The 14,508-nt window shown below is 67.7% G+C and carries 12 protein-coding genes; 7 read left to right on the forward strand and 5 right to left on the reverse strand.

All coding sequences use genetic code 11. The features are described 5' to 3' along the window. Positions 1-427: 427 nt before the first annotated feature. Positions 428-2,488 (reverse strand): S9 family peptidase, encoded by a 2,061-nt coding sequence (locus QSJ95_RS27380; RefSeq protein ID WP_285646683.1) that lies wholly within the window; start codon positions 2,486-2,488, stop codon positions 428-430. Positions 2,489-2,586: 98 nt separating this feature from the next. On the opposite strand from QSJ95_RS27380, the gene QSJ95_RS27385 reads away from it, so the two are divergent. The 3 genes from QSJ95_RS27385 (at position 2,587) to QSJ95_RS27395 (ending at position 4,546) form a co-directional block, all read left to right on the forward strand. Then, on the forward strand, positions 2,587-3,063 hold the full coding sequence (locus QSJ95_RS27385; protein WP_009623590.1) for a hypothetical protein: 477 nt from the start codon (positions 2,587-2,589) through the stop codon (positions 3,061-3,063). Positions 3,064-3,234: 171 nt separating this feature from the next. Continuing rightward, positions 3,235-4,008, forward strand: a complete 774-nt coding sequence (locus QSJ95_RS27390; RefSeq protein WP_009623588.1) for a class II glutamine amidotransferase — start codon at positions 3,235-3,237, stop codon at positions 4,006-4,008. 13 nt (positions 4,009-4,021) lie between these two features. Continuing rightward, the gene (locus QSJ95_RS27395; protein WP_285646686.1) at positions 4,022-4,546 is read left to right on the forward strand and encodes a DUF2937 family protein; all 525 of its coding nucleotides are present in this window, start codon (positions 4,022-4,024) and stop codon (positions 4,544-4,546) included. 133 nt (positions 4,547-4,679) lie between these two features. Here the strand turns inward: QSJ95_RS27395 and QSJ95_RS27400 are convergent, their stop codons facing one another. Continuing rightward, positions 4,680-5,309, reverse strand: a complete 630-nt coding sequence (locus QSJ95_RS27400; protein WP_285646688.1) for a cysteine hydrolase family protein — start codon at positions 5,307-5,309, stop codon at positions 4,680-4,682. Between the two features lie 121 nt (positions 5,310-5,430). Here QSJ95_RS27400 and QSJ95_RS27405 point away from each other — a divergent pair, with 121 nt between their 5' ends. Continuing rightward, positions 5,431-6,384 (forward strand): GlxA family transcriptional regulator, encoded by a 954-nt coding sequence (locus QSJ95_RS27405; RefSeq protein ID WP_285646690.1) that lies wholly within the window; start codon positions 5,431-5,433, stop codon positions 6,382-6,384. A gap of 223 nt (positions 6,385-6,607) precedes the next feature. On the opposite strand, the gene aceK is transcribed toward QSJ95_RS27405, so the two are convergent. From aceK to cysK, 3 genes are all read right to left on the reverse strand, one after another. Beyond that, complete coding sequence (aceK, locus tag QSJ95_RS27410) at positions 6,608-8,332, reverse strand: bifunctional isocitrate dehydrogenase kinase/phosphatase (RefSeq protein ID WP_390895857.1); 1,725 nt, start codon at positions 8,330-8,332, stop codon at positions 6,608-6,610. Positions 8,333-8,466: 134 nt separating this feature from the next. Beyond that, positions 8,467-9,564 (reverse strand): polyamine ABC transporter substrate-binding protein, encoded by a 1,098-nt coding sequence (locus tag QSJ95_RS27415; RefSeq protein WP_043312786.1) that lies wholly within the window; start codon positions 9,562-9,564, stop codon positions 8,467-8,469. Positions 9,565-9,737: 173 nt separating this feature from the next. Beyond that, the gene (gene cysK, locus QSJ95_RS27420) at positions 9,738-10,712 is read right to left on the reverse strand and encodes a cysteine synthase A (RefSeq protein ID WP_285646694.1); all 975 of its coding nucleotides are present in this window, start codon (positions 10,710-10,712) and stop codon (positions 9,738-9,740) included. Between the two features lie 284 nt (positions 10,713-10,996). Between cysK and QSJ95_RS27425 the strand changes: the two genes are divergently transcribed. The 3 genes from QSJ95_RS27425 (at position 10,997) to QSJ95_RS27435 (ending at position 14,371) form a co-directional block, all read left to right on the forward strand. After that, a complete protein-coding gene (locus QSJ95_RS27425; protein WP_058072841.1) occupies positions 10,997-11,842 on the forward strand; it encodes an AAA family ATPase in 846 nt (281 codons plus the stop codon). Positions 11,843-12,012: 170 nt separating this feature from the next. After that, positions 12,013-13,194, forward strand: a complete 1,182-nt coding sequence (locus QSJ95_RS27430; protein WP_285646696.1) for a vWA domain-containing protein — start codon at positions 12,013-12,015, stop codon at positions 13,192-13,194. 157 nt (positions 13,195-13,351) lie between these two features. Then, entirely contained in the window at positions 13,352-14,371 is a 1,020-nt protein-coding gene (locus QSJ95_RS27435; protein WP_285646698.1) for an AraC family transcriptional regulator, read from the forward strand. The last annotated feature ends 137 nt before the right edge of the window (positions 14,372-14,508 follow it).

Here is a 14,508-nt window from a genome sequence, read left to right on the forward strand (position 1 = left end):
CATACGGGCCCGATGGAGCCGGGCTACCCTCGCGAACTCCCCCGCCACGGAGGCCCGCCCCGAGGGTACGTCCCTGTAGCCCATCGGGGCTCTCGCGACATCCATGTCGCATGACCTCCTGAGCGCCGGTTTCGCTCGGCCTGCTGAAGGGGCGTTTGGGTGCGCTCGGATGTTTCTCTGGAAATCCGAATCGCGGACAAGGTCCGCGGTTCCAGGGACGCACGGGTGTAGGAGCGGACCTTGTCCGCGATGGGATTCACCGGCCACGCCGGACGCCCCGGTGGCACGAACAGCCCCCTCTCCCGCTTGCGGGAGAGGGCTGGGGTGAGGGTGCTCTTGAATAGAGAAACCACGCGAACAGCAACACACCGAACCGGCTCTTCTCCCACCCCGGCTCAGCGCCAGACAGGCTCTATGCCACCTGGCATCAGGCCGCCTCCAGCAGGCCCAGCACCTTGAGCACGAAGGCGTATTCCAGGGCCACGTCCTTCAGCCCCTGGTAGCGCCCGCTCATGCCGCCGTGGCCGGCGCCCAGGTCGGTCTTGAGCAGCAGCAGGTTGTCGTCGGTCTTGCTGGCGCGCAGCTTGGCCACCCACTTGGCCGCTTCCCAGTACTGCACGCGGCTGTCGTTGTAGCCGGCCACCACCAGCAGCGCCGGGTAGTCCTGGGCGCAGACGTTCTCGTAGGGCGCGTAGGCGCGGATGCGCTCGTACACCTCGTGCTCCTGCGGGTTGCCCCACTCGTCGTACTCGGTGACGGTCAGCGGCAGGTCCGGGTCGAGCATGGTGTTGAGCACGTCGACGAAGGGCACCTCGGCGATGCACGCGGCGAACTGCTGCGGGCGCTGGTTGAGCACCGCGCCCATCAGCAGGCCGCCGGCGCTGCCGCCGCTGATCACGGTCCGCTGCGGCGTGCTGTAGCCCTCGGCGCAAAGGTGCTCGGCGCAGGCGATGAAGTCGCTGAAGCTGTTCTGCTTGTTGGCCAGCTTGCCGGCGCGGTACCAGGCCTCGCCCAGTTCGCCGCCGCCGCGCACGTGGGCGATGGCGAAGACGAAGCCGCGCTCCAGCAGGCTCAGGCGGGCATGGGAGAACCAGGGATCGAAGCTCGCCCCGTAGGCGCCGTAGCCGTACAGGTACAGCGGCGCCGGGCGGCCGGCGGCGATGCCCTGCAGCACCTCGCGGCGCGCCACCAGGCTGATCGGCACCTGCACGCCGTCGACGCTGGCGGCCCAGAGCCGGCGGCTTTCGTAGGCGTCGGCGTCGAACGGGCCTTCCACCGGGGTTTCCTTGAGCACCTTTTGGGCGCCGTCGAGCAGGCCCAACTGGCGGATCTGCGCGGGGCGGTTGAGCGCCTCGTAGCGCAGGCGGATGGCCGTGCTGTGGAATTCCAGGCTGTCCTGCACGTACAGGTTGTAGGCCGCGTCCGGCAGCTCCACGCGGCGCGGCGCCTGGCCGGCGGCGTGGACCTCGACGATCGGCAGGCCGCCCTCGCGCAGGCTGAGGGTGAAGGCGTCCTGGTTGAGGGTGAGATCTTCGAGCATCACGCTGTCGCGGTGGGCGATCAGTTCGCGCCAGTGCTCGCGGCCGGGCGCCGCTTCGCTGGCGCTGTAGAGGGCGAAGTTGATGCCGCCCTGGTTGCTGCGGATGAACCAGGTCCACTCGCCGTCCAGCAGGCCGTGGTCGACGTGGTACTCGTGCTCTTCCTGGCGCGGGGCGATGCAGTGGAATTCGCCGCGCGGCTGTTCGGCATCCAGCACCCAGGCCTCGCTGGTGGTCTTGCTGCCCAGCAGCAGCACCAGCTGGCGTTCGGAACTGGCGCGGTAGCAGTGCAGGAAGAAGCGCCCGTCGCGCTCCTCGAACACCTGCTCGGCGCCGGGTTCGCCCAGGGTGTGGCGGTACAGCTTGTGCGGGCGGTGGGTGTCGTCCAGCTCGCCGAAGAACAGGGTGCGGCTGTCGTTGGCCCAGGTCATGCTGCCGTCGCAGTCGTCGAAGGGCAGTTCCTCCACGGCGCCGCTGGCCAGGTCCTTGACGTACAGGCGGTAGATCTCGTCGCCGCTGGTGTCCAGGCTGTAGGCCAGGCGCGAGTGGTCGGGGCTGATGCTGAAGGCGCCGAGGGAGAGGAAGCCGCCGGCGGCCAGCTCGTTGGGGTCCAGCAGCAGTTGCTCGGCGCTTTCGTCCACGCTCAGCGAGTCGCCGGCCGGGCGCGGGCAGCGGTAGTGGCGCGGGTACTCGTCGCCGGCAGTGGTGCGCTGGTAGTACAGCCACGGGCCCCAGGGCGAGGGCAGCGACAGGTCGGTCTCGCGGATGCGCCCCTTGATCTCCTGGAACAGCTGCTCGCGCAGCTCGGCCTGGCCGGCCAGTTCGGTTTCGAGGTAGGCGTTTTCCGCCTTGAGGTAGTCGAGCACTTCGGCGCTGTCGCGCTGCTGCAGCCAGGCGTAGGGATCGGCGGCGGCTTCGCGGCGGGCGACGGGGGGCTGGCGGTCGGTCATGGCGGCTCCTTGGCGGGGCAGGGGTGACACCCGGCTGCGCACCCGTGGGGAAAAGCGGCTATCATAAGCCCCCTTCCGCCGCCATCGCACGCACGCGCATGAACGAACACGATTATCAACTCGCCTGGGGCGTCTACCTGTTCGCCGCTTTCGGACTCCTGGTCGTCTGGTTCCTGATGACCGGCTGGATGTGGCGCTGGCTGCGCGAACCGCTGCGGGTGATCGTGCTCGTGCTGTTGTTCACCCCGACGCCGGTCGACCCGGCCAACAACGAATACGCCCCGGCCATCGCCATCACCGCCCTGGACGTGCTGTTCAAGGTGGGCAACAACGCCTGGCGCGCCGTGTCCGACCTGGCCCTGGTGCTGCTGGCGGCCTTCGTCGTGTACCTGATCTTCGTCGCCGTGCGCTGGCCCATCGAGCGTGCCGCGCGCAACCGCCGCCAGCGCGCCGAGGCGGAGAACGAGCCGACCATGCGCCAGCTCATGCAGCCGCAGCTGATGCCCGACGTGGACGACAGCCGCGCCGACGAGCGCAACGGCAACCGCGGCATGCGCATCGAGCCGCGCCTCTGAGCGACCCCGGCGGCGCCCTTGCGCGGCGCCCGCCCGGCGTTCAGCATGGCGGCATAGCCGTAGCGGAACGAGCCCGATGCAGCCCAAGACCTCCACGCCAGGCCGGCGCCTGATTTCCCCTTTCACCTTCCACCGCGTGCCGGGCGACCGCCTGCCACAGGAGCGCTGACCATGTGCGAACTGCTCGGCATGAGCGCCAACGTCCCCACCGACATCGTCTTCAGCTTCACCGGCCTGATGCAGCGCGGCGGCGGCACCGGCCCGCACCGCGACGGCTGGGGCATCGCCTTCTACGAGGGGCGCGGCGTGCGCCTGTTCCAGGACCCGAGCGCCAGCGTCGAGTCGGAGGTGGCGCGCCTGGTGCAGCGCTACCCGATCAAGAGCGAGACGGTGATCGGCCACATCCGCCAGGCCAACGTCGGCAAGGTCTGCCTGTCCAACACCCACCCCTTCGTGCGCGAACTGGGCGGGCGCTACTGGACCTTCGCGCACAACGGCCAGCTGGCCGACTTCGCGCCGCCGCCGGGGCTGTACCGGCCGGTGGGCGACACCGATAGCGAGGCGGCCTTCTGCGACCTGCTCAACCGCGTGCGCCGGGCCTTCCCCGAGCCGGTGCCGGTGGAGGTGCTGCTGCCGACGCTGGTCTGCGCCTGCGCCGAGTACCGGCAGAAGGGCGTGTTCAACTGCCTGCTGAGCGACGGTGATTGGTTGTTCACCTTCTGCTCCAGCAAGCTGGCGTACATTACCCGCCGCGCGCCCTTCGGCCCGGCGCGGCTGAAGGATGCCGACCTGACCGTGGACTTCCAGTCCGAGACCACGCCCAACGACGTGGTCACGGTGATCGCCACCGAACCGCTGACCGACAACGAGCACTGGTCGGTGCAGCAGAGCGGCGAGTGGATGCTCTGGTGGCGCGGCGAGATTCTCGATCAGGGCCGCGTCTGAGAGGGGGACTCCCATGTTGCGCAGCTACATCCGCCTGGTGCTCTTCGCCCTCGGCCTGCTGGTCGGGGTGCAGGTGCCGGGCTTCATCAAGGACTATTCGATCCGCGTCGATGCCCACCGCCAGGAAGCCCTGCAGGCCCTGGAGGGCTATCGCAACACCGCCGGCCACTACTTCCAGGGCGACCTCGACGCCCTGGTGGCGCACTACCGCGGCAGCCCGGACCCGGTGTTCCAGCGCGACGGCGACAACGTCGAGCGCCTGCTGCGCCGCGCCAAGCTGTTCGACAGGGAATGGCAGGCCCTGCAGGGCCCCTGGTACGCCCGCGCCTGGCACCTGCTGAGCGCGCCGAACCGCGAGCTGCTGCAGGAGACCCTCGACGGCTACAGCTACCAGGTGGTGCTGGCGCCGGAGGCGATCGGCTGGGCCCTGGGCGGCGGTTTGCTGCTGGCCTGGATCGTCGAGCTGCTGATCGTTTCGGTCGGGGCGCTGGCGGGGCTGGGGGACAACCGCAACGTCGCGCGGCGGCATTGGAACTGATGAGGGCCGGTTGGACGCCGTGCGGGACGGGGAGGGCGGTCAGGCGGCGGATAACCGCGAATGGTTATTCGCCCTACGTCCATGATGGTCCTCGCGTAGGGCGGATAACGCCACGGCGTTATCCGCCGTTTTCCTAGCTGCGGGCGTTGATGGCGCGCTGGTTGGAGGCGTAGATGTTGTCGCGCTCCAGGGCCTTGCCGCTTGCCACTGCCGCCAGCCAGTCGGCGGTGCTGGCCACCGCGGCGAACGACGAATGCAGCACCACGCTGAACACCCGGTGGATTTCCTCGGCAGTGGCCGCGCCCGCGCTGTTGGCGTAGGGCAGCGAGCCGCTGGCGTCGTCGAGGAATTCCACCTGCCAGCCTTCGTGGGCGGCCTGGCGGGCGGTGGAGTCGTCGCAGTTGTGCGTCATGTAGCCGACCAGCGTCAGGGTGTCGACGCCGCGTTCGCGCAGCCAGTCGCCCAGCCCGGTGCCGCTGAGGGCGCTGGCCTTGCTCTTGTCCAGCAGCAGGTCGCGGGGGCGATCGGCCACCTGCGGGTGCAGTTCCACGCCGTGGCTGCCGGGGGCGAAGATGGGCGCGCCGGCCGGGGCCTGGTGGCGCACCACCACCACCGGGATGCCGGCGGCGTGGGCGGCGTCCATGGCGCGCAGGATGTTGGGCAGCGAGTCGCCGACCGGCGGGTATTCGATGCGCAGGTTGCCGCTGAAGTATTCGTTCTGCACGTCGATGACGATCAGGGCGCGTTTCGGGGCGTTGCTCATGCTGGGTGTCTCCGCTGGAGTGGGGATGGGGCCATTCTGCGCAGGGGCCGGCGGTCGGCGTGAGTGGCCCGAAAGACAGCTTTCGCTAGAATCGGGCCAAAGCCTTGCCCGGATGATGCCCATGGAAACCCATCGCGTGGCCGTGGTGGCCTTCGACCAGATCAGCCCCTTCCACCTCTCGGTGCCTTGCCTGGTGTTCGGCGAGGGCGACCCGGGCGGGACGCGCACGCGCTTCGAACTGCAGGTCTGCGCCGCCGAGCCGGGGCCGCTGAACACCACGGCCGGCTTCGCCATCGATACGCGCCACGGCCTGGAGGCGCTGGAAACCGCCGATACCCTGATAGTGCCGAGCTGGCGCGAGCCGGCGGAGCGCCCGCCGCAGGCCCTGCTCGACGCCCTGGTGGCTGCGCATGCGCGCGGCGCGCAACTGGTGGGCTTGTGCCTGGGCGCCTTCGTCCTGGCCGAGGCTGGTCTGTTGGACGGCCGCCGCGCCACCACCCACTGGCTGTGGGCGGACTATTTCACCCAGCGTTATCCCCAGGTGCGGGTGGAGTCGGACGTGCTCTACGTCGACGATGGCCCGATCCTCACCTCCGCCGGCACCGTGGCCGGCATCGACTGCTGCCTGCACCTGCTGCGCCAGCGCTGCGGCGCCGGCCTGAGCAACCAGCAGGCCCGCCGCCTGGTGGTGGCGCCGCACCGCCAGGGCGGCCAGGCCCAGTTCATCGAACAGCCGCTGCCGGCCACGGCGCGGGACAACCGCCTTTCCGGCCTGCTCGACTGGGTACGCGAACGCTTAGACCAGCCCCACGACCTGGACAGCCTGGCCGAACGCGCGCTGATGAGCCGGCGCAGCTTCAGCCGGCACTTCCGCCAGCTCACCGGCAGCACCCTGGGCGACTGGCTGCGCGGCGAACGCCTGGCCCTGGCGCAACGGCTGCTGGAGTCCACCGAGCAGCCGATTGCGGAGGTGGCGGTGCTGGCGGGGTTCGGTTCGGTGGCTTCGTTGCGGCAGCATTTCAGCGCGGCGCTGGGGGTATCGCCGAGTGCCTATCGGCAGGCGTTTCGGGGGTGAACGGATTTTTTTGTAGGAGCGAGCTTGCTCGCGAACAGTGGTTACCGGTGGCTGCGGTGTTGGGGGGTAAGAGCGCCCTCTCCCCAACCCTCTCCCTGAAGGGAGAGGGGGCTGTTCGGAGGGGGTGGGGAGTTTGGAGTTATCCTGAGACGCCCATCTCCCCCTCATCATTCCCGCGAATGCGGGAACCCAGTGACTGCGGGGTTCGCGAGCAAGCTCGCTCCTACTCCTCCAACACCCTCTCCGGCAACTCATTACGCCGATAGGGGAACACGTCTATCACCTTGCCCGCCCGTATCTGCGCCTGCAGCCCCTTCCAGTAATCCGCGTCATAGAGATCGCCATGCAACTTGGCGAACAACCGACGCAGCTTCAGGTCGACGAACAGGAAGCGCGGAAACTCCTCGGGAAACACATCCATCGGCCCCACCGAATACCAGGGCTCGGAAGACATCTCGTCCTCCTCGTAGCGCGGCGGCGGGATGTGGCGGAAGTTCACCTCGGTGAGGTAGCTGATCTCGTCGTAGTCATAGAACACCACGCGGCCGTGGCGGGTGACGCCGAAGTTCTTCAGCAGCATGTCGCCGGGGAAGATGTTCGCCGCCGCCAGCTGCTTGATGGCCAGGCCGTAGTCGTACAGCGCCTCGTGCACCTGGGCCTCGGTGGCGTGCTCCAGGTAGAGGTTCAGCGGGGTCATGCGGCGCTCGGTCCAGCAGTGGCGGATCAGCACCACGTCGCCCTCCATCACCACCGTGGAAGGCGCCACCTGCAGCAGTTCGGCCAGGCACTCGGGCTCGAACTTGGCCACCGGGAAGCGGAAGTCGGCGAACTGCTGGGTGTCGGCCAGGCGGCCGACGCGGTCGTGGTTCTTTACCAGTTGGTACTTCTGCACCACGGTGGCGTGGTCCACGGTCTTGGCCGGGTTGAAGTTGTCCTTGATGATCTTGAACACGGTGTTGAAGCCGGGCAGGGTGAACACGCTCATCACCATGCCGCGCACGCCGGGGGCCATGACGAAGCGGTCGTCGGTGCTCGCCAGGTGGTTGATCAGGGCGCGGTAGAACTCGCTCTTGCCCTGCTTGTAGAAGCCGATGGAGGTGTACAGCTCGGCGATGTGCTTGCCCGGCAGCAGGCGCTTGAGGAAGGCCACCAGCTCCGCCGGCACCGGCACGTCGACCATGAAGTAGGAGCGGGTGAAGGAGAAGATGATCGACACCTCCGCCTCGTCGGTGATCACGGTGTCGAAGCGGATGCCGCGGCCCTCGCGGTGGATCAGCGGGAACACCAGCGGCCACTGCTCGTCGGGGGTGAACAGGCGGCCCACCAGGTAGGCGCCCTTGTTGCGGTAGAACACCGAGCCGATCAGCTCCAGGGCCAGCTCCGGGTCCTTGCACACCCAGTCCGGCAGGTTGCTGTGCAGCAGGGCGTCCAGGCGCGCCAGGTCGCCTTCGGCATCCTCGTAGGGCACCTGGAAGCGGTAGTCGGCGAAGATCTGCTGCAGCGCCTGGCGCAGGTTGCCCCGGGGCCGGTAGAGGCGGGTGTGCGGGTCGCGCGCATGGGGCCGCAGCGACGGCCGCGTGGTGTGCACGAACATGGTGCCGTCGCTGATGTTGTCGTGGCTGAACAGGCCGCAGAAGATCGAGTTGAACCAGGTTTCCGCCAGCTCGTCGTCGTTGCGCGGGTCGATCAGGGCGATGTAGGCGCTCTTGATCAGTGGCCAGCGCTCCACGTCCAGCAGCTCCGCCGGGCTGAAGCGGCTGCCGACCCGCGCCACGGTCTCGGCGACCTTTTCCTCGTAGAGGTCGATGCGCTCGGCCGAGGTCCGCTGGATCTCCTGCCACTGCGCCTGCTCGAAGCGCGCTTGGGCGCCGTCGGTGATCTGCTTGAAGCGCTCGCGGTAGACGTCGAAGCCGTCGAGGATGGTCTGCGCGATCTGGGCATGGCTCATGGGGCGCATCTCGTTCATGGGATGTGCAGCGAGCTTAGCCAGACTCGGGGGGCGGCGAAAGCGGCGTGGCCGACCGGCCGGTCAGGAAACGGGGGCGTCGCCGCCCCCGTTCGTTCAGTACCTCGCGCGGAGGCTTACTTGCCGGTCTTGACGTTGGTCCAGATGCGCGTGCGCAGGCGGTCGATCTTCATCGGCATCGACTGCAGGGCGAACAGCTTGGCCATCTTGTCCTGCGGCGGGTAGATCGCCGGGTCGGCCTTGATCGCCGCGTCCACCAGCGGCTCGGAGGCCAGGTTGCCGTTGGCGTAGTGCACGTAGTTGCTGATGCCGGCCATCACCTCCGGGCGCAGCAGGTAGTTCATGAAGGCGTAGGCGGCCTTCTCGTCGGGCGCGTCGGCCGGCATGGCGATCATGTCGAACCACAGCGGCGAGCCTTCCCTGGGCGTGGAGTAGTGGATCTCGATGCCGTTCCTGGCTTCCTTGGCGCGGGTGGCGGCCTGCAGGATGTCGCCGGAGAAGCCGACGGCCACGCAGATGTTGCCGTTGGCCAGGTCGCTGACGTACTTCGAGGAGTGGAAGTAGGCGATGTAGGGGCGAACCTTCATCAGCGCTTCCTCGGCCTTCTTGTAGTCCTCGGGGTTCTGGCTGTGGTGCGGCAGGCCCAGGTAGTTCAGGGCGATGGGCAGCAGCTCGGGGCCGTTGTCCAGCACGGCGACGCCGCACTTGGCCAGCTTCTGCATGTATTCGGGCTTGAAGAACAGGTCCCAGGAGTCCAGCGGTGCGTCTGCGCCCAGCACTTCCTTGACCTTGGCCGGGTTGTAGCCGATGCCGGTGGTGCCCCACAGGTAGGGGAAGCCGTACTGGTTGCCCGGGTCGTTGACCTCCAGGGCCTTCATCAGCACCGGGTTGAGGTTCTTCCAGTTGGGCAGTTGGCTCTTGTCCAGCTTCTTCAGGGCGCCGGCCTGGATCTGCTTGGCCATGAAGTGGTTGGAGGGCACCACGATGTCGTAGCCGGACTTGCCGGTCATCAGCTTGCCGTCCAGCGTCTCGTTGCTGTCGTAGACGTCGTAGGTGGTCTGGATGCCGGTTTCCTTGCTGAAGTTGGCGACGGTGTCGGGGGCGATGTAGTCGGACCAGTTGTAGATCTTCAGGGACTCGGCCTGGGCGCCGGCGGCGACGCCCAGGGTGAGGGAAAGCGCTAGGGCACTGGACAGCGGTGCGGTCGTTTTCATTGTTGTTTCCTGACGGCAAACGGTAGTGGCGCGGCCGGGGTGGGGCCGCGGCTGCTCAAGGAATAACCGGATTGCCGGAGGATTTGGAGGGGGCGCGGTTGCCCGCGGGTCCGCAGACAGTGGCAAAGGGCCGCCGCGCGGGGCGCCGCCCCGCAGTGGGGCGGCGCGGGGGCTTACTGCACCATTTCCTGCTCGTCGAACACGCCTTCGAAGAGCATGCTCGACAGGTAGCGCTCGGCCGAGTCGGGGAGGATGACCACGATGGTCTTGCCCTGCATGGCCGGCTCCTCGGCCAGGCGCACGGCGGCGGCCATGGCGGCGCCGCAGGAGATGCCGCAGAGGATGCCTTCCTCGTGCATCAGGCGCAGGGCCATGCTGCGGGCCTCGTCGTCGCCGACCAGCTCGACGCGGTCGACCATGGCCAGGTCGAGGTTCTTCGGCACGAAGCCGGCGCCGATGCCCTGGATCTTGTGCGGCGAGGGCTTGAGCTCTTCGCCGGCGAGGGTCTGGCTGATCACCGGCGAGCTGGTCGGCTCCACGGCCACCGAGAGGATCGGCTTGCCCTTGGTGTTCTTGATGAAGCGCGACACGCCGGTGAGGGTGCCGCCGGTGCCGACGCCGGCCACCAGCACGTCCACCGCGCCGTCGGTGTCGTTCCAGATTTCCGGGCCGGTGGTCTTCTCGTGGATCGCCGGGTTGGCCGGGTTGTCGAACTGCGCCGGCATGAAGTACTGGGCCGGGTCGCTGGCCACCAGTTCCTCGGCCTTGGCGATGGCGCCCTTCATGCCCTTGGCCGGTTCGGTGAGGACCAGCTCGGCGCCCAGGGCCTTGAGCACCTTGCGCCGTTCCAGGCTCATCGACGAAGGCATGGTCAGCATCAGCTTGTAGCCGCGCGCGGCGGCGACGAAGGCCAGGCCGATGCCGGTGTTGCCGGAGGTCGGCTCGACGATGGTCATGCCCGGCTTCAGGCGGCCGCTGGACTCGGCATCCCAGATCATGTTGGCGCCGATGCGGCACTTCACCGAGTAGCCGGGGTTGCGGCCCTCGATCTTGGCCAGGATGGTGACGCCGCGCGGGGCCAGGCGGTTGATCTGGACCAGCGGCGTGTTGCCGATGGACTGCGCGTTGTCTGCGAAGATGCGGCTCATGATGGGTGTCCTTGTGGATCGATGCTGACCCACCAGCCTATTCCCCGGCGCCCTGGCCGTAAAGCCGCGAAACCGTCGGAAAGGTCGGCTCCAGGCCGGCGGCCCCGGTGAGAGGGTGGTACGCGCCGGTAGCCTTCGACGAATGGATGAATGGCTGTGCATTCAGTGACTGAATGCCATGCCTACGTTCACAGTCGACGGAGCTGCGCGGTATAGTCGCAGTCTGTCTCCCAGTTCCTGCAGCCCGGGCAGCGGCCCGGCCGATACCGTTCGAGGATTCCCCGATGAAGTTCGAAGGCACCCAGTCCTACGTCGCCACCGACGACCTCAAGCTGGCGGTCAACGCCTCCATCACCCTGCAGCGCCCGCTGCTGGTGAAGGGCGAGCCGGGCACCGGCAAGACCATGCTCGCCGAGCAGCTGGCCGAAGCCTTCGGCGCCAAGCTGATCACCTGGCACATCAAGTCCACCACCAAGGCCCACCAGGGCCTCTACGAGTACGACGCGGTGAGCCGTCTGCGCGACTCGCAGCTGGGCGTGGACAAGGTCCACGACGTGCGCAACTACATCAAGAAGGGCAAGCTCTGGGAGGCCTTCGAGGCCGACGAGCGCGTCATCCTGCTGATCGACGAGATCGACAAGGCCGACATCGAGTTCCCCAACGACCTGCTGCAGGAACTCGACAAGATGGAGTTCTACGTCTACGAGACCAACGAGACCATCAAGGCGAAACAGCGGCCGATCATCATCATCACCTCGAACAACGAGAAGGAGCTGCCGGACGCCTTCCTGCGCCGTTGCTTCTTCCACTACATCGCCTTCCCCGACCGCGAGACGCTGCAGAAGATCGTCGACGTGCACTACCCGGGCATCAAGGCCTCGCTGGTCAGCGAGGCGCTGGACATCTTCTTCGACGTGCGCAAGGTGCCGGGCCTGAAGAAGAAGCCCTCCACCAGCGAGCTGGTCGACTGGCTGAAGCTGCTGATGGCCGACGACATCGGTGAGGCGGTGCTGCGCGAGCGCGATCCGACCAAGGCCATCCCGCCGCTGGCCGGCGCCCTGGTGAAGAACGAGCAGGACGTGCAGCTGCTCGAGCGCCTGGCTTTCATGAGCCGCCGCGCTTCACGCTGAAAAATCGCCCCAGGGACGGCTGCGCGTCGGCCATGCTGCGTTGGGGGCAGGCCAGGAATGCTCATTTACAGTCGTAAACTCCGCTTCCTCGCCTGCCCCCGCCTTGCCTGGCTCTAGCTCGCCACCCCTGGAACGATTTTGGGTGTCAACGAATACACGAGGGTGCAGCCATGCTGCTCAACCTGTTCAACGAAATGCGCGCGGCCAAGGTGCCGGTGTCGGTGCGCGAGCTGCTGGACCTGATCAACGCGCTCCAGCAACGCGTGGTGTTCGCCGACATGGACGAGTTCTACTACCTCGCCCGCACCATCATGGTGAAGGACGAGCGCCATTTCGATAAGTTCGACCGGGCTTTCGGCGCCTACTTCAAGGGCCTGGAGAAGCTCGACGACCACCTCAAGGCGCTGATCCCCGAGGAATGGCTGCGCAAGGAGTTCGAGCGCCTGCTGACCGACGAGGAGCGCGCGCAGATCCAGTCCCTGGGCGGCCTGGACAAGCTCATCGAGGAGTTCAGGAAGCGCCTGGAGGAGCAGAAGGAACGCCACGCCGGCGGCAACAAGTGGATCGGCACCGGCGGCACCAGCCCGTTCGGCTCCGGCGGCTTCAACCCCGAGGGCATCCGCGTGGGCGACGCCGGCAAGCGCCAGGGCAAGGCGGCCAAGGTGTGGGACCAGCGCGAGTACAAGAACCTCGACGACCAGGTCGAGCTGGGCACGCGCAACATCAAGATCGCCCTGCGCCGCCTGCGCAAGTTCGCCCGCGAGGGCGCGGCGGAAGAGCTGGACATCGACGGCACCATCGACCACACGGCCAAGGACGCCGGGCTGCTCAACATCCAGATGCGCCCGGAGCGGCGCAACACTGTGAAGCTCCTGCTGCTGCTGGACATCGGCGGCTCCATGGACGCCCACGTGAAGGTCTGCGAGGAACTGTTCTCGGCCTGCAAGACCGAGTTCAAGCACCTGGAATATTTCTACTTCCACAACTTCATCTACGAGTCGGTGTGGAAGAACAACCTGCGCCGCACCAGCGAACGCACCGCCACCTTCGACCTGCTGCACAAGTACGGGCCGGACTACAAGGTAGTGTTCGTCGGCGACGCGGCCATGGCGCCCTACGAGATCACCCAGGCCGGCGGCAGCGTCGAGCACTGGAACGAGGAAGCCGGCTACGTGTGGATGCAGCGCTTCATGGAGAAGTACAAGAAGCTCATCTGGATCAACCCGTACCCGAAGGACACCTGGAACTACACCGCCTCCACCAACCTGGTGCGCGAACTGGTGAAGGACCAGATGTACCCGCTGACCCTGCGCGGGCTGGAAGAGGGGATGCGCTTCCTTTCGCGCGGTTGAGTCCGCTGCGCCAACCATCGCGCTCCCCTGTAGGAGCGCGCCCTGCGCGCGAATCGCGGGCAGGGCCCGCTCCTGCAATTGCTGCCTTTGCCTTGCCAAATCCCATGCCCGCGACGGTAACATCGCGGGCACGGCGCAGCGCTCCTATGGGCAAGACATGACCGGAACCAGTTTTTCCCGCAACACCTGGCTCAACTCCCTGCACATGACCACCCTGACGGTTTCCCTGCTGGAAGCCGAAGGCCATGAGTGCGACAGCATCCTCGAAGGCAGCGGCATCACCGCCGCCGACCTGGTGGACCTGCGCCGCCTGGTCAGCCCCTGGCAGGAGCAGCAGGTGTTCGCCAACGCCGAGCGCCTGGCCGCCGAGCCCGCCCTGGGCTTGCGCCTGGGCCTGCGCACGCGGATTTCCGCCTACGGCCTGCTGGGCTATGCGCTGCTTTCGGCGCCGACCCTGGGCGAGGCGCTGCGCATCGGCCTGAGCTACCCGGTGCTGCTGGGCACCTACTTCCACCTGTCGCTGCAGGTCGAAGGCGAGGTGGCCTGGCTGGTGGCCACCGGCTACAGCGAGGACGAGGCCCTGCGGCCGTTCAACACCGAACTGTGCCTGGGCTCGATGAAGGTCACCTGCGGCGACCTGCTGGGCCAGCCGCTGGAGCTGCTGTGCGCGGAGTTCGACTATGCCGGCCCGCCCGAGCGCGAGGCCGCCTACGCCGAAGGCTTCGCCTGCGGCCTGCGCTTCGGCGCCACGCGCAGCGCCTTCGGCTTCCCCGCCGCCTGGCTGGAGCGCCGCCTGCCGCTGGCCGATCCGGTGACGCACCGCGAGATGCTCGAACAGTGCCGCCGGCAGAACGTCGACCTGGCCGCCCGCCGTGCCTGGCTGGACAAGGTCCGCGGCATCCTCGGCGAGCGCCTGCAGTCGCCGCCGGGCCTGGAGGAACTGGCGCGGCGCCTGAACTGCTCCTCGCGCAGCCTGCGCCGGCACTTGCAGCAACAGCAGACCAGCTACCAGCAACTGCTCGACGAACTGCGCTTCGCCCGCGCCAAGGAACTGCTGCAGGGCGGCGACATGCCCATCTACCGCATCGCCGAGGAACTCGGCTTCAGCGAAACCGCCAGCCTGCGCCACGCCTTCCAGCGCTGGAGCGGCCAGCCGCCGAGCCATTTCCGCGCCTGAAACCCGTAGGGCGGATAACGCCTACGGCGTTATCCGCCGTTTGACCTTGGTTACCGGCTCGCTCGGTGTCGAGCTTGGCGTGGGTCACGCATTCCCCCGGATCGACCGAGGCAGGGTCGGTGAGAAAGGTGAGGCGG

The sequence above is a fragment of the Pseudomonas sp. NBRC 100443 genome (assembly GCF_030268185.1).
Lineage (GTDB): Bacteria > Pseudomonadota > Gammaproteobacteria > Pseudomonadales > Pseudomonadaceae > Pseudomonas > Pseudomonas citronellolis.